Genomic DNA, 23,616 nt, shown 5'->3' on the forward strand with positions numbered 1-23,616 from the left:
TAATCAGTATGACGAATACTTAAAATCGTCATACTTATTTCCGCCATCTATTTTAATCCATTGGGGTTACCATGCTCTCCACACTCCGCCGCACTCTATTTGCGCTGCTGGCTTGTGCGTCTTTTATCGTCCATGCCGCTGCACCAGATGAAATCACCACCGCCTGGCCGGTGAATGTCGGGCCACTAAACCCGCACCTTTACACGCCTAACCAGATGTTCGCCCAGAGCATGGTTTATGAACCGCTGGTGAAATATCAGGCAGACGGTTCGGTGATCCCGTGGCTGGCAAAAAGCTGGACTCATTCAGAAGATGGTAAAACCTGGACCTTCACCCTGCGTGATGACGTGAAATTCTCCAACGGTGAACCGTTCGATGCCGAGGCGGCGGCAGAAAACTTCCGCGTAGTGCTCGATAACCGTCAACGTCACGCCTGGCTGGAGCTGGCAAACCAGATTGTTGATGTTAAAGCACTCAGTAAAACGGAGCTGCAAATCACCCTGAAAAGCGCCTACTATCCTTTCCTGCAAGAACTGGCCCTGCCCCGTCCTTTCCGTTTTATCGCTCCCTCGCAGTTTAAAAACCATGAAACCATGAACGGAATTAAAGCGCCGATTGGCACCGGACCGTGGATTTTGCAGGAATCGAAACTGAATCAGTACGATGTCTTCGTCCGTAACGAAAACTACTGGGGCGAAAAGCCGGCGATTAAAAAGATCACCTTTAACGTGATCCCGGACCCGACTACCCGCGCGGTGGCGTTTGAAACTGGCGATATCGACCTGCTGTACGGAAACGAAGGGTTATTACCGCTCGATACCTTCGCCCGCTTTAGCCAGAACCCGGCTTACCACACCCAACTGTCACAGCCGATCGAAACCGTGATGCTGGCGCTCAATACCGCCAAAGCCCCCACCAACGAGCTGGCAGTACGTGAAGCTCTTAATTACGCGGTGAACAAAAAATCGCTGATTGATAACGCGTTGTATGGCACCCAGCAGGTCGCCGACACCCTGTTTGCCCCTTCTGTGCCCTACGCCAACCTCGGTCTGAAACCGCGCCAGTACGATCCGCAGAAAGCGAAAGAGTTGCTGGAAAAAGCCGGTTGGACGCTGCCTGCGGGCAAAGACATCCGCGAGAAAAATGGTCAGCCGCTGCGCATTGAACTGTCGTTCATCGGCACCGATGCGTTAAGCAAATCGATGGCGGAAATCATTCAGGCTGATATGCGCCAGATTGGCGCAGATGTCTCGCTGATTGGCGAAGAAGAGAGCAGTATCTATGCTCGTCAGCGCGACGGTCGTTTTGGCATGATTTTCCACCGCACCTGGGGCGCGCCATACGATCCCCACGCCTTCCTGAGTTCAATGCGCGTACCGTCACACGCTGACTTCCAGGCACAGCAAGGATTAGCCGACAAACCGCTGATTGATAAAGAGATCGGCGAAGTGCTGGCGACCCATGACGAAACGCAACGTCAGGCGCTGTATCGCGACATTCTGACCCGTCTGCATGACGAGGCGGTTTATCTGCCTATCAGTTACATCTCAATGATGGTGGTATCAAAACCGGAACTGGGCAACATCCCCTACGCGCCGATCGCCACCGAAATTCCGTTCGAACAGATTAAACCGGTGAAACCTTAATGTTGCGTTACGTATTACGCCGCTTTCTGCTGCTGATCCCGATGGTGCTCGCCGCCTCGGTGATCATTTTTCTGATGTTGCGCCTCGGCACCGGTGACCCGGCGCTCGACTATTTGCGTTTATCTAACCTGCCGCCGACGCCGGAGATGCTGGCCTCTACCCGCACCATGCTGGGACTGGATCAGCCGCTGTACGTCCAGTACGGCACCTGGTTGTGGAAGGCGCTGCATCTTGACTTTGGTATCTCATTCGCCAGCCAACGCCCGGTGCTGGACGATATGCTGAACTTCCTGCCCGCCACGCTGGAACTGGCGGGCGCGGCGCTGGTGTTAATTCTGCTCACTTCCGTACCTCTCGGTATCTGGGCGGCGCGCCATCGCGACCGTCTGCCGGATTTCGCCGTACGTTTCATCGCGTTTCTTGGCGTGTCGATGCCTAACTTCTGGCTGGCGTTTTTACTGGTGATGGCGTTTTCGGTGTATCTGCAATGGCTACCCGCGATGGGTTACGGCGGCTGGCAGCACATCATTCTGCCTGCGGTTTCCATTGCCTTTATGTCGCTGGCGATTAACGCGCGGCTGCTGCGCGCCAGTATGCTGGACGTCGCCGGTCAGCGTCACGTCACCTGGGCGCGGCTGCGCGGTTTGAACGACAAACAGACCGAACGCCGTCACATCCTGCGCAATGCCTCGCTGCCGATGATCACCGCCGTGGGGATGCACATCGGCGAACTGATCGGCGGGACGATGATTATCGAAAACATCTTTGCCTGGCCGGGCGTCGGGCGCTATGCGGTATCGGCGATTTTCAACCGTGACTATCCGGTGATTCAATGCTTTACGCTGATGATGGTGGTGGTTTTTGTGGTCTGTAATTTGATTGTTGATTTGCTCAACGCCGCGCTGGATCCGCGCATTCGTCGTCATGAAGGAGCGCACGCGTGAATTTTTTCCTCTCTTCCCGCTGGTCGGTACGCCTGGCGCTGATCATTATCGCCCTGCTGGCGCTGATTGCGCTCACCAGCCAGTGGTGGCTGCCGTATGACCCACAGGCGATTGATCTGCCGTCGCGCCTGCTCTCGCCGGATGCGCAGCACTGGCTGGGCACCGATCACTTAGGGCGTGATATTTTCTCGCGGCTGATGGCGGCGACCCGCGTGTCGCTCGGCTCGGTAATGGCCTGCCTGCTGCTGGTGCTGACATTAGGGCTGGTCATTGGCGGCAGCGCGGGGCTGATTGGCGGGCGTGTTGATCAGGCCACCATGCGCGTCGCAGATATGTTTATGACCTTCCCGACCTCGATTCTGTCGTTCTTTATGGTTGGCGTGCTCGGCACCGGGTTGACCAACGTCATTATCGCCATCGCCCTGTCACACTGGGCGTGGTACGCGCGTATGGTGCGCAGCCTTGTGATTTCGCTGCGCCAGCGCGAGTTTGTGCTGGCATCACGGCTTTCTGGCGCGGGCCATGTGCGGGTGTTTGTTGATCATCTGGCAGGCGCGGTGATCCCCTCGCTGCTGGTGCTGGCGACGCTGGATATCGGCCATATGATGCTGCACGTCGCGGGGATGTCCTTCCTCGGCCTCGGCGTGACCGCTCCGACCGCCGAATGGGGCGTGATGATTAACGACGCGCGTCAGTATATCTGGACTCAGCCGCTGCAAATGTTCTGGCCGGGGCTGGCGCTGTTTATCAGCGTGATGGCCTTTAACCTGGTGGGTGACGCACTGCGCGATCATCTGGATCCTCATCTGGTGACGGAGCACGCACACTAATGCCGCAACAGATTGAACTACGTAATATCGCGCTACAGGCCGCGCAGCCGCTGGTGCACGGCGTATCGTTAACCCTTAAACGCGGGCGTGTGCTGGCGTTAGTCGGCGGTAGCGGCAGCGGGAAATCACTGACCTGCGCCGCGACGCTGGGCATTCTGCCCGCTGGCGTTCGCCAGACGGCGGGGGAAATTTTAGCCGATGGCAAACCGGTTTCCCCCAGCGCGCTACGCGGTATCAAAATTGCCACCATCATGCAGAACCCGCGCAGCGCCTTTAATCCGCTGCACACCATGCACACCCACGCGCGGGAAACTTGCCTGGCGTTAGGGAAACCCGCCGACGATGCCACGCTTACCGCTGCATTAGAAGCCGTGGGGCTGGAAAACGCCGCGCGTGTGCTGAAGCTATACCCGTTCGAGATGAGTGGCGGCATGTTGCAGCGCATGATGATTGCGATGGCGGTGCTGTGTGAATCACCGTTTATCATCGCCGATGAACTGACCACCGACCTCGACGTGGTAGCACAGGCGCGCATCCTCGATCTGCTGGAAAGCATTATGCAAAAACAAGCGCCGGGAATGCTGCTGGTCACCCATGATATGGGCGTAGTGGCGCGTCTGGCGGATGACGTGGCGGTGATGTCGCACGGTAAGATTGTCGAGCAGGGCGATGTAGAAACGCTGTTTAACGCCCCCAAACATGCGGTGACGCGCAGCCTGGTTTCCGCTCATCTCGCCCTCTACGGTATGGAGCTGGCATCATGACTTTACTTAACGTCTCCGGCCTTTCCCATCACTATGCGCACGGTGGATTTAGCGGCAAACATCAACACCAGGCGGTGCTGAATGACGTTTCTCTGACCCTGAAAAGCGGTGAAACCGTCGCCCTGCTGGGGCGTAGCGGCTGCGGCAAAAGCACCCTCGCGCGGCTATTGGTAGGTTTAGAATCGCCCTCACAAGGGAATATTAGCTGGCGCGGCGAACCGCTGGCGAAACTGAATCGTGCTCAACGTAAAGCGTTCCGCCGCGATATTCAGATGGTGTTTCAGGACTCCATCAGCGCCGTGAATCCGCGCAAAACCGTGAGCGAGATCCTGCGTGAACCGATGCGCCACCTGCTATCGCTGAAAAAAGCCGAACAATTGGCGCGCGCCAGTGAAATGCTGAAGGCGGTCGATCTCGATGACAGCGTGCTCGACAAACGCCCACCGCAGTTAAGCGGCGGCCAGCTCCAGCGCGTCTGCCTGGCACGCGCGCTGGCGGTCGAACCGAAACTGCTGATTCTGGATGAAGCCGTTTCTAACCTTGATCTCGTGTTACAGGCGGGCGTCATTCGTCTACTGAAAAAGCTGCAACAGCAATTTGGCACCGCCTGCCTGTTCATCACCCACGACTTACGCCTGGTGGAACGCTTTTGCCAGCGGGTGATGGTGATGGACAACGGGCAAATTGTTGAAACCCAGGCGGTGGGAGAGAAATTAACTTTTTCCTCTGACGCCGGACGTGTGCTACAAAACGCGGTATTACCCGCTTTCCCCGTGCGCCGTCGCGCCACAGAAAAGGTTTAATGCAAATGCAACGAGTCACCATCACGCTTGATGACGATTTACTGGAGACGCTGGACAGCCTGAGCCAGCGTCGTGGCTATAACAACCGTTCCGAAGCTATCCGCGATATTCTGCGTAGCGCCCTGGCGCAGGAGGCTACTCAACAGCACGGCACACAAGGCTTCGCGGTGCTGTCGTATGTGTATGAACACGAAAAACGCGACTTAGCCAGCCGTATTGTCTCTACGCAGCATCATCACCACGATCTCTCCGTCGCCACGCTGCATGTCCATATCAACCACGACGACTGCCTGGAAATCGCCGTGCTGAAAGGTGACATGGGTGACGTACAACATTTTGCCGATGACGTTATTTCCCAGCGCGGCGTACGGCACGGGCATTTGCAGTGCTTGCCGAAGGAAGATTGAGTTATTTCTGAAACGCGGAAAGAAAAGATATTAACTGAACTTAATTTATAAAATTAAGTTCAGTTGCATAGATAGATCCTGTAAAGGCAGATGTTCCGCGTAATGAACGCCGCTAAAATTTATAAATGATTCAAACGCTCATTCAGCGTTTCAATAATATAGGTATTAACAGAGACTTGTTGCTGCGCAGCCGCATTATTAAGGCGTTCACTCAGCGATTCTGGATAGCGTAACGTAAAGGTCTTAATCTTTTCTGTACACGCATAAGGCTCAATACCCGCAGCTTTACAATCCTCAAGATACTCTCGCAGGGAAAGCTCCCCCTCTTTTTGCAGCCCCTGAATGCTGTCAGAGACAAAATCACAATAACCTGACAAGCCCAGGAATTTGCCACGAAATGCATTCAGTTCTGGCACATAGGTGATTACAGCAGGTTGCCCGGCAATCTCCATAGAATTTGGCGTCTTCAGTTTGATCATGGTTTTACCCCTATACTTAGTAACCAGTCACGCACGCTTTCTACAGCGCCTTTATCGGTATCTGGCGACGGATGAGGCCGATGGAAACACGCAACGCTCATATTTAGTATGAACTTACAACGCGAGCCTCTTCCTTCCTTAATTTCTCCGCCTAATGCTTTAACCAGTGACTCTATATCAGACCACTTAATCCCTTGAGGAACAGGAGATTTAAATATTTGATCCAATGTATTTTTTTGTTTCTTCCGTAAAGCCTGTACCTGTGTTCTCATGGCATGTCCTTATGACTTCACTTTATGACATCAATAGTATGACATCACAATATGAAGTCAAGTTTCCCTTCCTTACGCCATTGTCCCAATCGTCTTCCTGAATCGCAGCAGCGCGATGGTGAAAAACGCGCCGCCTATCGCCATTAGCGTAAGGAACTGCGGCCAGACGATTTCGAATCCGGCACCACGGTAGAGAATGGCTTGCGCGAGGCTAACAAAGTGTGTCGTCGGCATGGTCAGCATAATGTCCTGCACCATCTGCGGCATACTTTCGCGCGGCGTGGAGCCACCGGAAAGCATTTGTAGCGGTAGCAGCACCAGAATCACCAGCAGCCCCAGTTGCGGCATTGAGCGCGCTATCGTCCCCATAAAAATACCGATTGACGTGGTAGCAAACAGGCTGAGCGCCACGCCCAGCATAAACAGCGGGATCGAGCCTTCAATCGGTACGCCCAGCACGCCTTTTACCATCAGCACCAGCGATAATCCCGACACAACCAGCACCACCAGCCCCATCGACCAGACCTTCGCCATCATGATCTCAAACGGCGTTATCGGCATCACCAGCAGGTGTTCCACCGTGCCGTGTTCACGCTCGCGGATCAGCGCCGATCCGGTCAGCACAATCGCCAGCATGGTAATGTTGTTGATGATCGCCATCACCCCGCCAAACCACGCGGGATCGAGATTCGGGTTAAAGCGCATCCGGGTTTCCAACGATACCAACGGTTCGCTGTTATCACGGTAGCGCGCGACAAAGCTGTTCACTTCACTGTTGATAATATTCTGGATATACCCGTTGCCGGTAAATGCCTGGCTCATGCGCGTAGCATCGACGTTCACCTGAATATCCGGCTGGCGTCCGGCGAGGACATCACGCTGAAAATTAGGCGGAATATTTACCGCAAAGGTATAGCGCCCGGCGTCCAGTCCGGCATCCATCTCATCGGAGGTGATCATCTCCGGCGGCAAAAACCACGGGCGGTAGAAGCTGTTAACGATCCGGTTCGACAACTGCGATTGATCCATATCGGCAATGGCGATCGGTGCGAGATTCAACGATCCTGGCGTAACGGTTGCCGACGAGTACACCGACACCGTAAACGAGAAAACAATCAGCGTCAGCATCGCTTTATCACCAAGCAGACTGCGCAACTCTTTGATACCCAGATTAAAAATATTGCGTAAATGGCGCATCATCCCTCCTGTTTTTTCAGCAGCAGGATGCTTAAGCCCATCACCAGCGGTATGGCTATCAGCAACGGGATAAAAAGTTGCCATAAGTCCGTCAGATCCAGCGCCTTCGAAAACGTCCCGCGCGCGATAGTCAGAAAATGACTGGTGGGGTAAACCTCGCCGATCCAACGCCCCGGCCCTTCCAGCGATGCCACCGGATCGATCATCCCGGAAAACTGCGTCGCCGGAATCAACGTGATAATCGCCGTACCGAAAATGGCGGCAATCTGGCTTTTCATAAAGGTGGAGATCAGCAGCCCCATTCCGGTGGCGATGATGATATACAGCAGCGCCGCCAGGGTGAGCGTCAGGAAGCTGCCTTTATGCGGCACGCCAAACACAAACACTGACAGGGCGCAGAGCAGGAAAAAGTTCAGCATCCCCAGCGCGATGTACGGTAGCTGTTTGCCAAGCAAAAATTCACTGCGGGTGGTGGGGGTCACGTAAAGGTTGATAATCGACCCCAACTCTTTTTCCCGCACCACACTAAGGGCGCTTAGCATTGACGGGATCATCATCAGCAACAGCGGGATCACCGCCGGAACAATCGCTGGCAGGCTTTTTACATCCGGGTTATAGCGGTAGCGCGTCTCAATATTCATCAGCCCGCTTTGGCTGGCGGGCGTCGATTGCCGACTCGCCACATCCTGTAGCCAGCTCTGGTGCATCGCCTGCACGTAACCTTTTACCGTTTCGGCACGGCTGGGCATCGCACCGTCGATCCAGACACCGAGTTCCACGGGTGTACCGCGCGCGATATCTCGCCCGAAATTGGGTGGAATCTCAATCGCCACCGTGATATCGCCCGCACGCATTCGGCGGTCAAGCTCGTCATAACTGGTGAGCGGCGGCTGTTCGATAAAGTAACGGGAACCGGAGAGATTGAGCGTCCACGCCTGGCTACTGACGGTCTGGTCGCGGTCGAGCACCGCAAAGCGCAGGTTTTCCACATCCATACTGATGCCATAGCCCATTATCAGCATCAGGATCACCGTTCCCATCAGCGCCAGCGTCGAACGAACCGGATCGCGGCGCAGTTCCAGTGCTTCACGGCGGCTGTAGCTGAACAGACGACGCAGACTAAATCCCTGACGCGGGGCGTGGGTGGTGTCGTGTATCACGGGCGGCGCTTCGGCTTCGTTGCTCTGCCCTGCCGCTTCCTGCAAACAGGCGATAAATGCCTCTTCCAGACTGGCGGCTCCGCGTTTCTCAACCAGTTCCTGCGGTGTACCGCTGGCGAGCACTTTTCCGGCGTGCATCAGTGAGATACGGTCGCAACGTTCCGCTTCATTCATAAAGTGGGTGGAGATGAAGATAGTCACTTTGTCCTGGCGCGAGAGATCGACCATCAACTGCCAGAACATATCCCTCGCCACCGGATCGACGCCAGAAGTAGGCTCATCGAGGATTAACATCTCCGGGCGATGAATCACCGCTACCGCCAGTGAAAGCCGCTGACGAATGCCGAGCGGCAATGACTCAGGCAGCACATCTTCGACGTCGTTGAGCTTAAAACGCTCGCTCATTTCAGCAACTCGCGCGGGAATTTCCGCTTCAGGGATGTGAAACAAACGAGCATGTAATTCAAGGTTTTGCCGCACGGTGAGTTCGTTATAGAGCGAAAACGCCTGCGACATATAGCCAACCCGACGACGGGTATCGATATCTTTTGGATCAACAGGTTGCCCAAACAGCCACGCCTCACCTTCGCTGGCGGGCAGCAGTCCGGTAAGCATTTTCATGGTGGTGGATTTACCGCAGCCGTTCGAACCGAGGAAGCCAAAAATCTCCCCGCGTGGAATGCGGAAATTGACGTGATCAACGGCAACGAAAGAACCAAAACGCATGGTCAGATCGCGCGCTTCGATGGCAATCTCTGCGTTTTCAGGTTGATACGGTGGGATCACTACCGCCTGATGCGCCTGGCGTTGCGCTTGCGGTAACAGATTAATAAATGCTTCTTCCAGCGTGGCGCTTTGTGTTTGCTGACGCAGTTCTTCGGCGCTACCGGTCGCCAGCACTTCTCCGGCATTCATCGCCACCAGCCAGTCGAAGCGTTCGGCCTCTTCCATATAGGCGGTGGCGACCAGCACGCTCATATTGCTCTGCCGCTGGCGAATACTGTCGATGAGATCCCAGAACTGAGCGCGAGAGAGCGGGTCAACCCCCGTTGTTGGCTCATCAAGAATCAACAATTCCGGGTCGTGGATTAACGCACAGCACAGCCCAAGTTTTTGCTTCATCCCGCCGGAGAGTTTCCCTGCCGGACGATCGCGAAACGGTGCTAACCCGGTGCTGGTCAGCAGCTCATTAATTCGTACTTCCCGCTCCGCTTTGTCGTGACCAAACAGGCGGGCGAAAAAATCAACGTTTTCATACACCGACAAGGTGTGGTAGAGGTTTTTGCCCAGCCCTTGCGGCATCCAGGCGATGCGCGGGCAGACGTCGCGGCGATGCTTCGGGTCGCGCATATCGCCGCCCAATACCATCACGTTGCCCCGCTCAATGACGCGGGCACCGGAAATCAGCGATAACAAACTCGACTTCCCGACGCCGTCCGGGCCAATCAGCCCAACCATGCAGCGAGCCGGAATATCGAGAGTGATATTGTTCAGCGCAACGGTTTTTCCATAATGCTGGCTCACGCCCGCCAGTTGCGCGACAGGCGGAACGGGAACCAGTTCCAGATACGTCATTGCGGCAACCTCACCACCAGGTCTTCAGGCCACGGACGTTCTTCGTTCACCCGCACCCACGCCACGCCCGGTAAACCGGTTTTGACATATTCCAGATGTTGCTGGAGTAATTCCGGTGGGATACGCGCTTTGACGCGGAACATCAGTTTCAGCCGTTCATCGCTGGTTTCGACGGTTTTTGGCGTGAACTGGGCGACGCTGGCGACAAAACTGATGGTCGCAGGAATACGCAGATCTGGCGCGGCATCGAGGATAAGCCGTGCTTCGCCGCCTAGTTTCAGTGTGCCCGCCTGTTCGGTTGGCAGGAAGAAGGTCATATAAACGTCGCTCAGATCGACCATATTCAGCACCCGACCGCCTGCCGCCAGCACTTCGCCTGGCTCAGCAACCCGATACTGCACGCGTCCATCGCGCGGGGCTTTTAGCTCACTATCGTCGATATCTGCAGCGATACGCCGTTCAGTGGCTTGCGCAGCTTCTACACGAGTTTGTGCCTGAATGATATTGGTACGTGCCGCTTCAATAGCGGCTTTAGAAGCCGAAACCTGGGCTTTTGCCGATTCCAGCGCAGCACGGGCGCTTTCAGCGGCGGCGCGGTCATCATCCAGTTGTTGCGCAGAAATAGCCCCACTATGGGCGAGCGAGCGGGAACGCGTATGACGTTTGGCTACGGAGTCCAGTTCAGCCTGGCGTTGATTAACCAGCGACTGTGCGGCACGAGTTTCACTTTGCCGCTGTTCCAGCAAAGCCTGCGCGGCGGCAACGGCACTTTGCGCCTCTTTGATTTGCGCGATGGCTTCCAGTCGCTGCTCCTGCAACACACGAGTGTCCATCTTCGCCAGCACTTCGCCTTCGCGGACAAACTGCCCCTCTTTCACCAGAATGGTGTCGATACGCCCGGCAATTTTACTGGCGATATCCACTTCCGTCGCTTCAATGCGACCATTACTGACGGCAAACCCCTCCGGTACACCTGCCGGACGCAATAACCACCACGCCAGGACGGCCGCAACCGCCAGTAACCCGACAACCCACCACGCCAGATGGCGCTTAATCTTATCCATAATCGACCCGCCATAATCCCTGTAATTAAACGACGCGTGTTACAGCAGCCGCCGAACGATGTTCAGCGAATTTTTCCATCCGGGATGAGAAGGAAACGGCATATACGACCAGGGCGCCGCAAGATGAGCGCCAACGGGGAAGGCTTAGTGAAAACGGGTAGTAATGTTGTCATCATCAGCATTCCTGGCCGTAAATGAAACACGCATACTCATAATTGAAATCAATTAAATACTAACAGTTATATTCATGTTGTCTATTTGATTACAATCAGCTTGTGATACATCACGATGTTCTACATTTCGATTACGTTTTTAACCCAAAATATCCTTAACAGGAACGGTGACTATCACACAGCGTTATTATTCTCTTGTGTACAAATATCTTAACGAAAGGTAATAAGGTATTTTTGCGAAAAGAGGGTGGATGAGAAAAAGCAGCGTTTTAAGCAACGATGAAAAATAAGGAAAAGATATTAATTCAGAATTAGCTGTAGGATAAATATTTATTTGCCAGCATTAACTCGCCTATAAAATTCAATACTCAGAACAATAAATCCGGTTATAGTAAAGTTACTTTTTACAATTAGTGGTATCTCATTGTTATATTTAATTGACTAAAAATACTACTTACACGCTTTCTGACATTAGCGGAAACGCATATGGAGATTGAGATGAACATATATATCGGATGGTTGTTTAAATTAATCCCTTTGATAATGGGTATAATATGCATCGCGTTAGGTGATTTTGTATTAGCAGGTTCTGGGCAAAGTGAATATTTCGTTGCAGGGCATGTTTTAATTTCTCTTTCTGCAATATGCCTGGCGTTGTTCACTACTGCATTTATTATCATCTCTCAGTTAAATCATGGTGTGAATAAATTCTACAACACGCTATTTCCTATTATTGGTTATGCAGGTTCCGTTGCAACGATGATTTGGGGATGGTCTCTGCTGGCAAGCGATAATGTGATGGCGGATGAATTTGTTGCCGGGCACGTTATTTTTGGTGTTGGGATGATTGCCGCCTGCGTATCAACCGTCGCGGCATCTTCCGGGCATTTTCTGCTCATCCCGAAAAACTCAGCAGGTAGTAAAAGCGATGGAACTCCGCTTCAGGCTTATTCTTCGTTTATTGGTAATTGCTTAATTGCCGTGCCACTACTTCTGACTCTCTTTGGTTTCCTCTGGTCAGTTACGCTTTTGCGTAGTGCAGATATTACAGCGCATTATGTTGCAGGCCATGTACTCCTGGGGCTAACGGCAATTTGCGCTTGTCTTATTGGTCTGGTCGCCACCATTGTTCATCAAACGCGGAACACATTCTCAGAGAAAGAACATTGGCTCTGGTGTTATTGGGTTATTTTGCTCGGCTCACTTACCGTTATTCAGGGTATCTACGTATTAATCAGTTCAGATGCAAGCGCCCGTCTGGCACCCGGCATTATTCTCATTTGTCTGGGAATGATCTGCTACAGTATTTTCTCCAAAGTGTGGTTGCTGGCGTTAGTCTGGAGACGCTCCTGTTCATTAACCAACAGAATACCAATGATACCGGTATTTACCTGTCTGTTTTGCCTGTTCCTCGCGGCGTTCCTTGCTGAAATTGCGCAAATCGATATGGCTTACTTTATTCCCTCGCGGGTTCTGGTGGGCTTGGGTGCAGTATGTTTTACGCTGTTTTCAATTGTTTCTATATTAGAAGCGGGTTCTGCGAAAAAATAATGGCTCTCGCCGGGTTGTGGTTATGCTACAGCCCGGCGAATATTAATACTTCCCGTTATTCACGCAGCACTCTTCACGCAGAAAACTAATAATTCCTTCCAGAACATCATATTGCGAGACACACATCAACGTGCGACTTTCGCGGTTTTGCTTAACCAGACCAACGGATACCAGCGCCGAGATATGGTGGCTTAAGGTCGATGCGGGGATCGCAAGCTCCTTCTGTAACTCGCCTACCGGCATCCCGCGCTCTCCCGCTTTGACCAAATGACGAAAAATAAACAAACGGGTCGGATGACCTAATTCTTTCAGTGCCTTAGCGACATCTTCCAGTTCCATAAGTAGTTTCTCCGGTTAATTGATATTTCGATGATACCAGAAATATCTTGCTCATCGCTCATCATTTCGATAATTTTAGAAATATAGTTTTATAGAGGATATAAAATGTTTGAATGGTTACCAGGGCTGCGCGACGCCGCCGGGATGTTCCTGTTCTTAGCCGTAGAGCTATCGTTACTTTTTCTTCTTATCAGTGCTGGTGTCAGCGTAATCCGTCAGAAAATCCCGGATCATAAGATCCAGAAAATGATGGGTGCGCGTAAAGGGCGCGGTTATTTGCTGGCAGCAATGTTAGGTGCAGTGACTCCGTTTTGCAGTTGCTCAACCATTCCCATGCTTCGCGGTCTTCTTTCTGCAAAAGCGGGATTTGGCCCAACGCTCACCTTTTTGTTTGTATCACCATTACTCAACCCGATTATCGTCGGGCTAATGTGGGCAACATTTGGCTGGAAGGTAACGTTGCTGTACGCCGTTATTGCGTGCGGTGTTTCGCTGAGCGCCAGTTTGTTACTGGATTTTGTTGGCTTCGAACGATACGTCATACCGGCGAAGGGGAGCAACGCGAGCTGCTGCAAACCGGTGTCCGATAAACCCGTTATTAACTTGCGCTCCTCGACGTTTACGCCGCAAACCACATCTTGCTGTACCGCAAAACCTGCTGTTAATTGCTGTAGTGCAGCCAAAACGGCTCCCCCCAGCCTGCTGAATCAGGCAATAAAGGATGCATGGCTGCAATTTAAAGAAGTGCTGCCCTATCTGTTAATTGGGGTACTAATTGGCTCATTTATTTACGGCTTTATTCCAGCGCAATGGATTGCAGCACATGCCGGAACGGATAATCCACTGGCCATCCCCTTGAGCGCGGTTATAGGTATCCCGCTCTATATACGTGCAGAGGCCGTAATTCCCCTCGCGTCGGTATTAATGACCAAAGGCATGGGGATGGGAGCTGTAATGGCACTCATCATCGGTAGCGCGGGTGCCAGCTTAACAGAAGTTATTTTGCTGAAATCGATGTTTCGCACGCCGATGATTATTGCCTTTCTGATGGTAATTTTAGGAATGGCAGTGGTCATGGGATATGTAACGCAGACGTTATTCTGAGGCTGTAGCGTTAAAAAAAGTTTCAATATTTGACATGAAAATAATGTCACTAAAAACACAACAAATTGATATGTAACGATATCTACATGTGACAAAAAACAAATTCAGAGAACCGGATAATCCAGATATCCATCTTTACCGCCGCCAAAGAATTTCTCTTTGATGGGCGCATTCAGCGGTAAATCGTTTTCCAGACGATGCGGAAGATCCGGGTTGGCAATAAACGGACGACCAAAACCAATCAGATCCGCCCAGCCGTTAGCCAGAGCCTCTTCGGCGCGCGCTTTGGTGTATTTACCGGAGTAAATCAGCGTGCCGTGGAAAATTATACGCAGCGCTTCTTTAAAGGCCGCAGGCATCACCGGCGCATCTTCCCAGTCGGCTTCGGCAATATGGATATAGGCAATCCCCAGCTCGTTCAGTACGCTTGCCGCCGCGAGGTAGGTCGCTTCCGGCGTATCGTCTCTGGAGCCCATCAGCGTAGTCAGCGGCGCGAGACGAATTCCTACACGCTCTTTACCAATCGCCGAAGAGACAGCTTCCACCACCTCTTTCATAAAGCGCAGACGATTTTGCAGCGAGCCGCCGTATTCGTCATCACGCAGGTTGGCCTGCGAGTCAATGAACTGGTTAATGAGATAGCCGTTCGCGCCGTGCAACTCAATACCGTCAAAGCCAGCGGCAATCGCATTACGCGCCGCCTGTGCATAGTCATCAACGATAGACGGGATCTCTTCCAGCGTCAGTGCACGTGGTATGTCATGCTGAACCATCTCGCCAACGCCGTTCTCCGGACCACGGCCTTCCACATCGACAAACACTTTTACCCCTTCGGCCTGAATCGCCGAAGAGGACACCAGTGCGGCGCCGTTCGGTTGCAGCACGGTATGAGACACGCGACCGACGTGCCACAGCTGAGCAAAAATTTTACCACCTGCGTGATGTACCGCATCGGTCACTTTTTTCCAGCCAGCAATCTGCGCCTCAGAATAAATACCCGGCGTCCAGGCATAACCCTGCCCCTGCTGGCTGATTTGCGTACCTTCGCTGATGATAAGTCCAGCACTGGCACGCTGCGCGTAATAGTCCGCCATCATGTCAGTCGCAACGTCACCCGCACCGGCGCGGGAACGCGTCATCGGTGGCATTACAATACGGTTTTTTAATGGCAACGCATTCAGCGCATATTTAGCAAATAACATAATGGGTTCCTCGCGCGATTATTTATACAGTTCGGCACTCATGGTGACGGTATTGCCCATGCGAGCGCTGGTAATTTTGTATTCGGAGGCGTTCATCTCTTTCGCTTTCTGCGCAATAACCGCTTCCGCAGAATCCAGTGTTGTACCGGTTGCTGTCACGCTTTGCGCCGATGCGTTAAACGCCGCGACAGAGAAAAGAGAAGCCGTAAAAATTGCGATGATCTTTTTCATGTTTATATTCCAGTGTGTCTTAATTGTTTGGCGTTTATTAACGCGATGGGGAGAGAATACGCCTGCTGTCTGATAACATAAATGATACAAATGACAATAGACTATTCTGTTTTTGTTAATAATCAGACGCCGGACATTCCGATGCCTGTCGATCGCATCAGGCAACAAAGTTGTCCTTCAGCGCCTTGAGACCATCCTGATAGATGCCGGTAAACAGCGCCTCGGCCTCTTCGTTCGTCACATTCACCGGGGTGAATTCACCGAACCATTCCACACGGGAAACCTGGCTGTCGGCGGTTTCATGAACGGTAATGGTGGAGAGGTAATCCACCACCGGGAACGGTGCCTGAATAATGGAATAGGTATAACTGCGTTGACGGTTATCAAACGCTTCCAGACGTTCAACCACAGTGCCACCGTCAGAGGTTGTCAGCGAACGAACGCGACCACCTTCTGTCACCACACTTTTCGGGATGAATGGCAGCCAGTCTGGCAGCGCATCAAAGCCGCCTATCAATTGCCATACGGCGTCGGCAGAAGCCGGGATTTCGATCGATACAGTTGTTTTAGCCATGATAATTTTCTCTTAATTTATAGGGTTACATAGTCAGGGTGTCGACGACGCCGCCATCGACGCGCAGGGCTGCCCCTGTGGTTGCCGAGGAAAGCGGTGACGCGAGATAAACCGCCAGATTCGCCACTTCTTCCACATCCGCCGCACGCTGGATGATGGAGCTCGGACGCGAGGTTTTAACAAACTCATCGGCCTGTTCACGCGCACTGCGTCCCGACTGTGCAGCGGCATCCGCCAGCATCTCTTTCAGGCCATCGGTAAAGGTTGGCCCTGGCAGAATGGCGTTGACGGTCACACCGGTCCCCGCCAGTCGTTTCGCCAGACCATGAGAGACCGCCAGATTCGCGGCTTTGGTGACGCCGTAGTTGATCATGTCGCCAGGGATTGCCACGCCGGATTCAGACGAGACAAAGATAATCCGCCCCCAGCCCTGTTCCGTCATGCCTGGCGCATAGTGACGCGCCAGACGAACGCCGGAGAGGACGTTGACGTTATAGAAGTGCATCCACTCATCATCCGGCACGCTAAAGAAATCTTTATCGTTGAAAATCCCCAGATTATTGACCAGCACATCAGCCGTTGGGACTGCAGCGATCAGCGCAGCCACGCCGTCTTCGGTGCTGAGATCGGCCACCACGCCACGCAGTGACGCTGTGGGAGTTTGTGCCGCAATCGCAGCCATGGCGTCATCAACGCCGCTCTGTTTACGGCCGACGACAACCACCGTTGCGCCTGCTTTTGCCAGTCCGGCGGCGATACCCTGCCCAATGCCGGAGGTTGAGCCGCTGACCACCGCGACTTTACCTGTCAGATCCAGTTTCATCGTTTTCTCACCAGGTTGATTAACGGGTCGGCAGCGGAGCGTTTCCCGCAACCAGATTTTGACGGCGCATTTCTGCCCAGAATTCAGCCGGAACAGGCGCATTCAGTGCAGCCAGATCTTCTGCCATACGGCCAGGACGGCTGGAGCCAGGAATAACCGCCGCAACGGCCGGGTTTGCCAGCGCAAACTGCAGCGCAGCTGCTTTAACGTTCACATTGAAACGTGTGGCAATGGCGTTAATTTGCGCCACTTTCTGCTGGATGGCCGCAGAGGCTTTCTGATATTCAAAGTGCTCGCCGCCTGCCAGTACGCCAGAGCTGTACGGACCGCCGACAACGATATCCACGTTCTGTTCCAGTGCTTCTGGCATCAGGCGTTGCAGCGCACGTTCGTGATCAAGCAGGGAATAACGCCCCGCCAGCAGGAACGCATCTGGCTTCGGTTCGTCCAGCGCCAGCGTCAGTTCGCAAGGTTCGACGCGGTTCACACCCAGTCCCCAGGCTTTAATCACACCTTCGTCACGCAAACGTGTCAGCGCACGAAACGCACCGGTACGAGCAATGTTGAACTGCTCCAGCCAGCTGTCACCGTAGAAGTCCTGCGCCGGGTCGTGGATCCAGACAATATCCAGACGGTCTGTTTTCAGGCGTTTCAGGCTGTCTTCAATCGAGCGCAGCGTGGCGTCAGCAGAGTAGTCATTCAGAATTTTGTTTTTCAGGCCGTGTTCGAACAGGCCACCTTTTTCACCGAAATCACGTTTTGCCGGATCTTCCATTTCGTCCAGCATGATGCGGCCGACTTTGCTGCTCAGAACGTATTCATCGCGTGGATACTGAGACAGCGCTTCACCCATGCGGATTTCAGAAAGGCCAGAGCCGTACAGCGGCGCGGTATCGAAGTAACGCACGCCCAGGTTCCAGGCTTCGCTCACGGTGGCGTGGGCCTCTTCTTCCGGAATGGCACGGAACATGTTGCCGAGCGGTGCGCCGCCTAAACCAATTTTGCCGGGAAGTAAATTTTTGATACTCATAAGATGTCCTCAATTATTCGGTTTGGGTTCGGGCGTTTTTTTGCTATCGCCCTGTGACGTGGATCACATTACCTTGCGAGGTTGTGACTTGATAGGACATAATTCGTCTGACTTAAGTCCTTTGTGGTCTAACATGATTGATTTACGCCAACTGAAGTACTTCGTGGTGGTCGCAGAAGAAGAGCACGTGGGACGCGCAGCCGAGCGATTACATATCTCGCAATCACCGCTGAGCCGCCAGATTGCACAACTGGAAGAACGGCTGGGACTGATGCTGTTTGAGCGTAATCAGCAGCGCATTCGCCTGACCGCTGATGGACAGACATTCCTTGCCGAAACACGTTCGTTGCTGACACACGCCAACCGCCTGGAGTCGTTAGGCAAACGCCTGGGACGGGGGGAAGATGGTGGCTTGTGTATTGGCTATATTGAAAACGCCATGCATTCCGGTGTGCTTTCTACGGCGCTACGTACGTTACGTGTATCGCGTCCGAATGTGCATATCGCACTTTACAGCCAACCACCAGCCACCCAGATTGAAGGCCTGCGCCAGCGCAGTCTCGATTTTTCTCTGGTCGATACGCCGCCCGCCGACAGCGAGCAGGATCTGGAATATATTCAGGTTCTGGATGATCGAATGTTGTTGGCCTTACCGCAAAATCATCCTCTGGCGCAGGAGGAAAACCTTGTCGCATCGCAACTTGGCGATCAGCAGTGGATTGCGGTGATTCATAACGACGATGCGCATTCTCGCGATCATTTTGTCGCCGCCTGTGTTAACGCCGGGTTTAATCCTGATATTCGCCTGGAAGCGGGTGAACCACTCACGGCATTAGGTCTGGTCGCTGCGGGATTAGGTCTGGCCTTAATTCAACATAGTCTGCGTCATAATGCGCCGGAAGGGGTGGTATTACGTGAATTGCCGTGGATGAATTATTCAACGCAATTATGGGCAGCATGGCATAAAGCCAACCAACGTCCGCTGGTTTCCCATTTCCGCCAGATTCTGCGCGGTGAATAAAACGTTAAGCGGGAACCATTAGTTCCCGCTTCCCGGCCTTGATGTTGATAACGGCGCCGAATTTTTATTATTTATTCACAGCCGCCAAATCCTGCGCACAAGCCCATGCGCTCGACCACGCCCACTGGAAGTTATAGCCCCCCAGCCAGCCGGTGACGTCCATCACTTCACCAATGAAGTACAGCCCCGGCACTTTGCGCGCTTCCATTGTCCGTGAAGAGAGTTCGTTGGTGTCCACACCGCCGAGCGTCACTTCGGCGGTGCGATAGCCTTCGGTGCCGTTGGGCTGCACACGCCATTCGGTTAATGTGGTAATCAGCGCCTGTTGATCACGCACGTTGAGCTGTTTTAGCGAGACATCCGGGATTTGCCCCAGTTGTTGTAACCGTTCAACCAACCGTTTCGGCAGATGAACCGCTAGGGTGTTCTTCAGGCTCTGGTTTGGATGTACGTTACGCTGCTCATTAAGGAAGGTTTCGAGATCCACATCCGGTAGCAGATTGATGCTGACAAATTCGCCCGGCTGCCAGTAGCTGGAAATCTGTAATACCGCAGGACCGGACAAGCCACGATGAGTGAAGAGTAAGTTCTCGCGAAATACGGTGCCGTTTTCAGCGGTGATCACCGAAGGCACCGCCACGCCCGCCAGCACCTGTAACTCTTCCAGCAACGGTTTATGCAGGGTGAATGGCACCAGGCCAGCGCGGGTTGGCAACACGTTGAGGCCAAATTGTTCGGCAATCTTATAACCGAACGGCGATGCGCCCAGACCAGGCATCGAGAGACCTCCGGTGGCAATGATCAGTTTATCGCAGCCGACGGTCATACCGTTCAGTTCAAGCGTAAACCCCGTTTCATCCTTTGCCACACTCAGCACTTCGCTGCGCAATCGGAAGGTCACATTACCCTTTTCACACTCATCCACCAGCATGTCGACAATCTGCTGTGCAGAGTCATCACAGAAGAGTTGTCCTAACGTTTTCTCGTGCCAGGCGATGCCGTGTTTATTGACCAGATCAATGAAATCCCACTGGGTAAAGCGGGCGAGAGCTGACTTACAAAAATGCGGATTCTGGCTCAGATAGGCGCCAGGTTCGACATAAAGGTTGGTAAAGTTGCAGCGCCCACCGCCAGACATGAGGATTTTGCGCCCCGGTTTTTTACCATTATCAATCAGCAAAACTCTGCGTCCCGCCTGACCTGCCAGCGCAGAACAGAACATACCAGCCGCACCAGCGCCTATAATAATGGCATCAAACCTTTCCACGTTGCGCTCCTCTTAGAAAAAACGGGCGTGAATTGTAAAGATTCCTCAGTGGTCGCACCAGCATCAATATTACTTAGGGGAAGTATTTACCTGAATTATATAAGATAATTATTTTTTGAGTGAAAATCATACAGGAGGCAAATCAAAAAAATCTATATTTCACTTTGCCCGCGCCGCGAAAGTCACTGATAATGCGCCGCGTTCATGTCCTCAAAATGGCGTAACGTCCTATGCTACATTTGTTTGCTGGCCTGGATTTGCATACCGGGCTGTTATTATTGCTTGCACTGGCTTTTGTGCTGTTCTACGAAGCCATTAATGGTTTCCATGACACAGCCAACGCTGTGGCAACTGTCATCTATACCCGCGCGATGCGTTCTCAGCTCGCAGTGGTTATGGCGGCAGTGTTCAACTTCCTGGGTGTTTTGCTGGGTGGTCTTAGTGTTGCCTATGCCATTGTGCATATGCTACCGACAGACTTGCTGCTTAATATGGGATCGTCCCATGGTCTCGCCATGGTGTTCTCTATGTTGCTGGCGGCGATTATCTGGAACCTGGGTACCTGGTACTTTGGTTTGCCTGCATCCAGCTCCCATACGCTGATTGGCGCAATCATCGGTATTGGTTTAACCAATGCGTTGATGACCGGTACGTCAGTGGTGGATGCACTCAATATCCCGAAAGTATTAAGTATTTTCGCATCTCTGATCGTTTCCCCTATTGTCGGCCTGGTGTTTGCTGGCGGTCTGATTTTCTTGCTGCGTCGCTACTGGAGCGGCACTAAGAAACGCGCCCGTATCCACCTGACCCCAGCGGAGCGTGAAAAGAAAGACGGCAAGAAAAAGCCGCCGTTCTGGACGCGTATCGCGCTGATCCTTTCCGCTGTCGGCGTGGCGTTTTCTCACGGTGCGAACGATGGTCAGAAAGGCATTGGTCTGGTTATGCTGGTGCTGATTGGCGTCGCACCAGCGGGCTTCGTGGTTAATATGAATGCCTCAGGCTACGAAATCACTCGTACCCGTGATGCAATCAACAACGTGGAAGCTTATTTTGAGCAACACCCTGCGCTGCTGAAACAGGCTACCGGTGCTGATCAGTTAGTACCGGCTCCGGAAGCTGGCGCAACGCAACCTGCGGAGTTCCATTGCCATCCGTCGAATACCATTAACGCGCTCAACCGCCTGAAAGGCATGTTGACTACCGATGTGGAAAGCTACGACAAGCTGTCGCTTGACCAACGTAGCCAGATGCGCCGCATTATGCTGTGCGTTTCTGACACCATCGACAAAGTGGTGAAAATGCCTGGCGTCACAGCAGATGATCAGCGTCTATTGAAGAAACTGAAGTCCGATATGCTGAGTACCATCGAGTACGCTCCGGTGTGGATCATCATGGCGGTCGCGCTGGCGTTAGGTATCGGTACGATGATTGGCTGGCGTCGCGTGGCAACGACTATCGGTGAGAAAATCGGTAAGAAAGGCATGACCTACGCTCAGGGGATGTCTGCCCAGATGACGGCTGCGGTGTCTATCGGCCTGGCGAGTTATACCGGGATGCCGGTTTCCACCACTCACGTACTCTCCTCTTCCGTAGCGGGGACGATGGTTGTTGATGGTGGCGGCTTACAGCGTAAAACAGTAACCAGCATTCTGATGGCGTGGGTGTTTACTCTCCCGGCTGCGATACTGCTCTCCGGCGGGCTGTACTGGATCTCCTTGCAGTTCCTGTAATCGCACGCATAAAAATGAGCGGGTCAGTTTTCTGACCCGCTTTTTTTATGCGTTATTGCTGTGGTACTTAATGCCAGATCATCAATGCAATCAGGCTTACCACGACCAGACCACACAATGCGCTGGTCAGAATAAACTGCCGACGCACACGCTCGCAGCGACGAATAAATTCATCATCGTGATGATCGCGATACCTCTGAGCATAGATATACCAAACGAGACGCACCTGTTTGTTAGGTTGGCCATGTGAGGTAAAAAAGCCCCCTCCATCTACATATTGATAGAGCAATGGATCGCAATTACGCAGTACCACTAACAACGCGCGTAGTGATGAGAAATAGCGCGCCATGTTAACAATGCAAACGACACATAAAGCCCAAAATAATGCGACGGTGCTTATCATACCTCCTCCCCGGCGACCGGCCCACGGAGTTCCACTCCGGGGCTACCGCTCCCGATACGCTGCCAATCAGTTAACACCAGGTCCTGGAGAAACCGCTTTTGTCGTGACGCACATCCGAGCGGCTCTATAGATAGTGTAGGAGATCAGCTTGTTTTTTTTCCATAAGGTTAACCACTATCAATATATTCATCTCGAAAATTTGATTATCTGATTGGTAAGCAAGGCGGATTGACGGATCATCCGGGTCGCTATAAGGTAAGGATGGTCTTAACACTGAATCTTTACGGCTGGGTTAGCCCCGCGCACGTAGTTCGCAGGACGCGGGTGACGTAACGGCACAAGAAACGCTAGCTGGCCAGTCATCGACAACTTTATGGAAGGAGTAACACTATGGCTTATAAACACATTCTCATCGCGGTCGATCTCTCCCCGGAAAGCAAAGTTCTGGTAGAGAAAGCAGTCTCTATGGCTCGCCCCTACAATGCGAAGGTTTCTCTGATCCACGTAGATGTAAACTACTCTGACCTATACACCGGGCTTATTGATGTGAATCTGGGTGATATGCAGAAACGCATCTCCGAAGAGACTCATCACGCGCTGACCGAGCTCTCCACCAACGCAGGTTACCCAATCACTGAAACCCTAAGCGGCAGCGGCGATCTGGGTCAGGTTCTGGTGGATGCAATCAAGAAATACGATATGGATCTGGTTGTTTGTGGTCATCACCAAGACTTCTGGAGCAAACTGATGTCTTCCGCGCGTCAACTGATCAACACCGTTCACGTTGATATGCTGATTGTTCCGCTGCGCGACGAAGAAGAATAATCATCCCCTCCCGACTTGCTCCCGACGCCCGCTTATGCGGGCGTTCTGCTTTTGCGCACTCCTGGCCTGCAGGCTCATAGATACATAGAGCTATCCAAATTTTCAGCACTTCAAAAATCAGAATCTAAAACCACCTTACTTCAAACAACCAGCATGATTAGCTGGTTATTTTCTGTAGAAATAGTGGGTGATGCTGCCAACT

The 23,616-nt window shown here is 52.8% G+C and carries 25 protein-coding genes; 11 read left to right on the forward strand and 14 right to left on the reverse strand.

What is annotated here, in order from left to right; translation table 11 throughout:
* Positions 1-71 precede the first annotated feature (71 nt).
* From nikA to nikR, 6 genes are read left to right on the forward strand one after another with little or no spacing between them, the layout of a single operon-like run.
* Complete coding sequence (gene nikA / locus A7589_RS19555; protein ID WP_000953376.1) at positions 72-1,646, forward strand: nickel ABC transporter substrate-binding protein; 1,575 nt, start codon at positions 72-74, stop codon at positions 1,644-1,646.
* On the forward strand, positions 1,646-2,590 hold the full coding sequence (gene nikB / locus A7589_RS19560) for a nickel ABC transporter permease subunit NikB (RefSeq protein WP_000947068.1): 945 nt from the start codon (positions 1,646-1,648) through the stop codon (positions 2,588-2,590). The genes nikA and nikB overlap by 1 nt, the downstream gene beginning before the upstream one ends.
* Positions 2,587-3,420, forward strand: coding sequence for a nickel ABC transporter permease subunit NikC (gene nikC / locus A7589_RS19565; RefSeq protein ID WP_001008963.1), 834 nt, complete (start codon positions 2,587-2,589; stop codon positions 3,418-3,420). Before nikB ends, nikC begins: the two co-directional genes overlap by 4 nt.
* Positions 3,420-4,184: a nickel import ATP-binding protein NikD gene (nikD, locus tag A7589_RS19570; RefSeq protein WP_001136216.1), complete on the forward strand. Its 765-nt coding sequence runs from the start codon at positions 3,420-3,422 to the stop codon at positions 4,182-4,184. The genes nikC and nikD overlap by 1 nt, the downstream gene beginning before the upstream one ends.
* The gene (nikE, locus tag A7589_RS19575) at positions 4,181-4,987 is read left to right on the forward strand and encodes a nickel import ATP-binding protein NikE (RefSeq protein WP_000173705.1); all 807 of its coding nucleotides are present in this window, start codon (positions 4,181-4,183) and stop codon (positions 4,985-4,987) included. The genes nikD and nikE overlap by 4 nt, the downstream gene beginning before the upstream one ends.
* Positions 4,988-4,992: 5 nt before the next feature.
* Entirely contained in the window at positions 4,993-5,394 is a 402-nt protein-coding gene (gene nikR, locus A7589_RS19580) for a nickel-responsive transcriptional regulator NikR (protein ID WP_024257312.1), read from the forward strand.
* A 119-nt stretch (positions 5,395-5,513) separates the two neighbouring features.
* Here the strand turns inward: nikR and A7589_RS19585 are convergent, their stop codons facing one another.
* The 6 genes from A7589_RS19585 to A7589_RS23385 all read right to left on the reverse strand — a co-directional run bounded on the left by A7589_RS19585 (position 5,514) and on the right by A7589_RS23385 (position 11,317).
* Complete coding sequence (locus A7589_RS19585; RefSeq protein ID WP_064562347.1) at positions 5,514-5,873, reverse strand: type II toxin-antitoxin system HicB family antitoxin; 360 nt, start codon at positions 5,871-5,873, stop codon at positions 5,514-5,516.
* Positions 5,870-6,145, reverse strand: coding sequence for a type II toxin-antitoxin system HicA family toxin (locus A7589_RS19590; RefSeq protein WP_001260301.1), 276 nt, complete (start codon positions 6,143-6,145; stop codon positions 5,870-5,872). The genes A7589_RS19585 and A7589_RS19590 overlap by 4 nt, the downstream gene beginning before the upstream one ends.
* A 72-nt stretch (positions 6,146-6,217) precedes the next feature.
* Positions 6,218-7,342, reverse strand: coding sequence for an ABC transporter permease (locus tag A7589_RS19595; protein WP_010353892.1), 1,125 nt, complete (start codon positions 7,340-7,342; stop codon positions 6,218-6,220).
* Positions 7,342-10,077 carry a ribosome-associated ATPase/putative transporter RbbA gene (rbbA, locus tag A7589_RS19600; RefSeq protein WP_000221655.1) on the reverse strand — a complete coding sequence of 912 codons (2,736 nt, stop codon included), beginning with the start codon at positions 10,075-10,077 and terminating at the stop codon, positions 7,342-7,344. Before rbbA ends, A7589_RS19595 begins: the two co-directional genes overlap by 1 nt.
* The gene (locus tag A7589_RS19605; RefSeq protein ID WP_000357901.1) at positions 10,074-11,141 is read right to left on the reverse strand and encodes an HlyD family secretion protein; all 1,068 of its coding nucleotides are present in this window, start codon (positions 11,139-11,141) and stop codon (positions 10,074-10,076) included. Before A7589_RS19605 ends, rbbA begins: the two co-directional genes overlap by 4 nt.
* Before the next feature lie 62 nt (positions 11,142-11,203).
* Positions 11,204-11,317, reverse strand: coding sequence for a hypothetical protein (locus A7589_RS23385; protein WP_214678004.1), 114 nt, complete (start codon positions 11,315-11,317; stop codon positions 11,204-11,206).
* A 495-nt stretch (positions 11,318-11,812) separates the two neighbouring features.
* Between A7589_RS23385 and A7589_RS19610 the strand changes: the two genes are divergently transcribed.
* Complete coding sequence (locus tag A7589_RS19610) at positions 11,813-12,865, forward strand: DUF2776 family protein (protein ID WP_105282516.1); 1,053 nt, start codon at positions 11,813-11,815, stop codon at positions 12,863-12,865.
* 42 nt (positions 12,866-12,907) lie between these two features.
* Here the strand turns inward: A7589_RS19610 and A7589_RS19615 are convergent, their stop codons facing one another.
* A complete protein-coding gene (locus A7589_RS19615; RefSeq protein ID WP_000418114.1) occupies positions 12,908-13,204 on the reverse strand; it encodes an ArsR/SmtB family transcription factor in 297 nt (98 codons plus the stop codon).
* Between the two features lie 105 nt (positions 13,205-13,309).
* Here A7589_RS19615 and A7589_RS19620 point away from each other — a divergent pair, with 105 nt between their 5' ends.
* The gene (locus A7589_RS19620; RefSeq protein WP_000464435.1) at positions 13,310-14,308 is read left to right on the forward strand and encodes a permease; all 999 of its coding nucleotides are present in this window, start codon (positions 13,310-13,312) and stop codon (positions 14,306-14,308) included.
* A gap of 104 nt (positions 14,309-14,412) precedes the next feature.
* On the opposite strand, the gene A7589_RS19625 is transcribed toward A7589_RS19620, so the two are convergent.
* The 5 genes from A7589_RS19625 to A7589_RS19645 all read right to left on the reverse strand — a co-directional run bounded on the left by A7589_RS19625 (position 14,413) and on the right by A7589_RS19645 (position 18,168).
* A complete protein-coding gene (locus A7589_RS19625; protein ID WP_000895475.1) occupies positions 14,413-15,510 on the reverse strand; it encodes an alkene reductase in 1,098 nt (365 codons plus the stop codon).
* Positions 15,511-15,528: 18 nt separating this feature from the next.
* Positions 15,529-15,741, reverse strand: a complete 213-nt coding sequence (locus tag A7589_RS19630) for a YdgH/BhsA/McbA family protein (protein ID WP_000719878.1) — start codon at positions 15,739-15,741, stop codon at positions 15,529-15,531.
* 157 nt (positions 15,742-15,898) lie between these two features.
* Entirely contained in the window at positions 15,899-16,315 is a 417-nt protein-coding gene (locus A7589_RS19635; protein ID WP_001140836.1) for an SRPBCC family protein, read from the reverse strand.
* Positions 16,316-16,340: 25 nt separating this feature from the next.
* On the reverse strand, positions 16,341-17,138 hold the full coding sequence (locus tag A7589_RS19640; RefSeq protein ID WP_000762716.1) for an SDR family NAD(P)-dependent oxidoreductase: 798 nt from the start codon (positions 17,136-17,138) through the stop codon (positions 16,341-16,343).
* A 19-nt stretch (positions 17,139-17,157) separates the two neighbouring features.
* A complete protein-coding gene (locus tag A7589_RS19645; RefSeq protein WP_108188972.1) occupies positions 17,158-18,168 on the reverse strand; it encodes an aldo/keto reductase in 1,011 nt (336 codons plus the stop codon).
* A gap of 133 nt (positions 18,169-18,301) precedes the next feature.
* On the opposite strand from A7589_RS19645, the gene A7589_RS19650 reads away from it, so the two are divergent.
* Positions 18,302-19,189: a LysR substrate-binding domain-containing protein gene (locus A7589_RS19650; protein WP_021550040.1), complete on the forward strand. Its 888-nt coding sequence runs from the start codon at positions 18,302-18,304 to the stop codon at positions 19,187-19,189.
* Positions 19,190-19,256: 67 nt separating this feature from the next.
* On the opposite strand, the gene A7589_RS19655 is transcribed toward A7589_RS19650, so the two are convergent.
* Positions 19,257-20,456, reverse strand: coding sequence for a BaiN/RdsA family NAD(P)/FAD-dependent oxidoreductase (locus A7589_RS19655; RefSeq protein WP_000439174.1), 1,200 nt, complete (start codon positions 20,454-20,456; stop codon positions 19,257-19,259).
* Between the two features lie 230 nt (positions 20,457-20,686).
* Here A7589_RS19655 and pitA point away from each other — a divergent pair, with 230 nt between their 5' ends.
* The gene (gene pitA / locus A7589_RS19660; RefSeq protein ID WP_000902770.1) at positions 20,687-22,186 is read left to right on the forward strand and encodes an inorganic phosphate transporter PitA; all 1,500 of its coding nucleotides are present in this window, start codon (positions 20,687-20,689) and stop codon (positions 22,184-22,186) included.
* Positions 22,187-22,253: 67 nt separating this feature from the next.
* On the opposite strand, the gene uspB is transcribed toward pitA, so the two are convergent.
* Positions 22,254-22,589, reverse strand: coding sequence for a universal stress protein UspB (uspB, locus tag A7589_RS19665; protein WP_000626187.1), 336 nt, complete (start codon positions 22,587-22,589; stop codon positions 22,254-22,256).
* A gap of 390 nt (positions 22,590-22,979) precedes the next feature.
* Between uspB and uspA the strand changes: the two genes are divergently transcribed.
* Entirely contained in the window at positions 22,980-23,414 is a 435-nt protein-coding gene (gene uspA / locus A7589_RS19670; RefSeq protein WP_000323571.1) for a universal stress protein UspA, read from the forward strand.
* The last annotated feature ends 202 nt before the right edge of the window (positions 23,415-23,616 follow it).

The organism is Escherichia sp. MOD1-EC6475 (assembly GCF_003046645.1).
GTDB classification, from domain to species: Bacteria; Pseudomonadota; Gammaproteobacteria; order Enterobacterales; family Enterobacteriaceae; genus Escherichia; species Escherichia ruysiae.

Coding starts and splice junctions, on each gene's coding strand:
- nikA (WP_000953376.1), top strand. CDS start 72: ATGCTCTCCACACTCCGCCGCACTCTATTTGCGCTGCTGGCTTGTGCG.
- nikB (WP_000947068.1), top strand. CDS start 1,646: ATGTTGCGTTACGTATTACGCCGCTTTCTGCTGCTGATCCCGATGGTG.
- nikD (WP_001136216.1), top strand. CDS start 3,420: ATGCCGCAACAGATTGAACTACGTAATATCGCGCTACAGGCCGCGCAG.
- nikE (WP_000173705.1), top strand. CDS start 4,181: ATGACTTTACTTAACGTCTCCGGCCTTTCCCATCACTATGCGCACGGT.
- nikR (WP_024257312.1), top strand. CDS start 4,993: ATGCAACGAGTCACCATCACGCTTGATGACGATTTACTGGAGACGCTG.
- A7589_RS19585 (WP_064562347.1), bottom strand. CDS start 5,873: ATGATCAAACTGAAGACGCCAAATTCTATGGAGATTGCCGGGCAACCT.
- A7589_RS19590 (WP_001260301.1), bottom strand. CDS start 6,145: ATGAGAACACAGGTACAGGCTTTACGGAAGAAACAAAAAAATACATTG.
- A7589_RS19595 (WP_010353892.1), bottom strand. CDS start 7,342: ATGCGCCATTTACGCAATATTTTTAATCTGGGTATCAAAGAGTTGCGC.
- rbbA (WP_000221655.1), bottom strand. CDS start 10,077: ATGACGTATCTGGAACTGGTTCCCGTTCCGCCTGTCGCGCAACTGGCG.
- A7589_RS19605 (WP_000357901.1), bottom strand. CDS start 11,141: ATGGATAAGATTAAGCGCCATCTGGCGTGGTGGGTTGTCGGGTTACTG.
- A7589_RS23385 (WP_214678004.1), bottom strand. CDS start 11,317: ATGATGACAACATTACTACCCGTTTTCACTAAGCCTTCCCCGTTGGCG.
- A7589_RS19610 (WP_105282516.1), top strand. CDS start 11,813: ATGAACATATATATCGGATGGTTGTTTAAATTAATCCCTTTGATAATG.
- A7589_RS19615 (WP_000418114.1), bottom strand. CDS start 13,204: ATGGAACTGGAAGATGTCGCTAAGGCACTGAAAGAATTAGGTCATCCG.
- A7589_RS19620 (WP_000464435.1), top strand. CDS start 13,310: ATGTTTGAATGGTTACCAGGGCTGCGCGACGCCGCCGGGATGTTCCTG.
- A7589_RS19625 (WP_000895475.1), bottom strand. CDS start 15,510: ATGTTATTTGCTAAATATGCGCTGAATGCGTTGCCATTAAAAAACCGT.
- A7589_RS19630 (WP_000719878.1), bottom strand. CDS start 15,741: ATGAAAAAGATCATCGCAATTTTTACGGCTTCTCTTTTCTCTGTCGCG.
- A7589_RS19635 (WP_001140836.1), bottom strand. CDS start 16,315: ATGGCTAAAACAACTGTATCGATCGAAATCCCGGCTTCTGCCGACGCC.
- A7589_RS19640 (WP_000762716.1), bottom strand. CDS start 17,138: ATGAAACTGGATCTGACAGGTAAAGTCGCGGTGGTCAGCGGCTCAACC.
- A7589_RS19645 (WP_108188972.1), bottom strand. CDS start 18,168: ATGAGTATCAAAAATTTACTTCCCGGCAAAATTGGTTTAGGCGGCGCA.
- A7589_RS19650 (WP_021550040.1), top strand. CDS start 18,302: ATGATTGATTTACGCCAACTGAAGTACTTCGTGGTGGTCGCAGAAGAA.
- pitA (WP_000902770.1), top strand. CDS start 20,687: ATGCTACATTTGTTTGCTGGCCTGGATTTGCATACCGGGCTGTTATTA.
- uspB (WP_000626187.1), bottom strand. CDS start 22,589: ATGATAAGCACCGTCGCATTATTTTGGGCTTTATGTGTCGTTTGCATT.
- uspA (WP_000323571.1), top strand. CDS start 22,980: ATGGCTTATAAACACATTCTCATCGCGGTCGATCTCTCCCCGGAAAGC.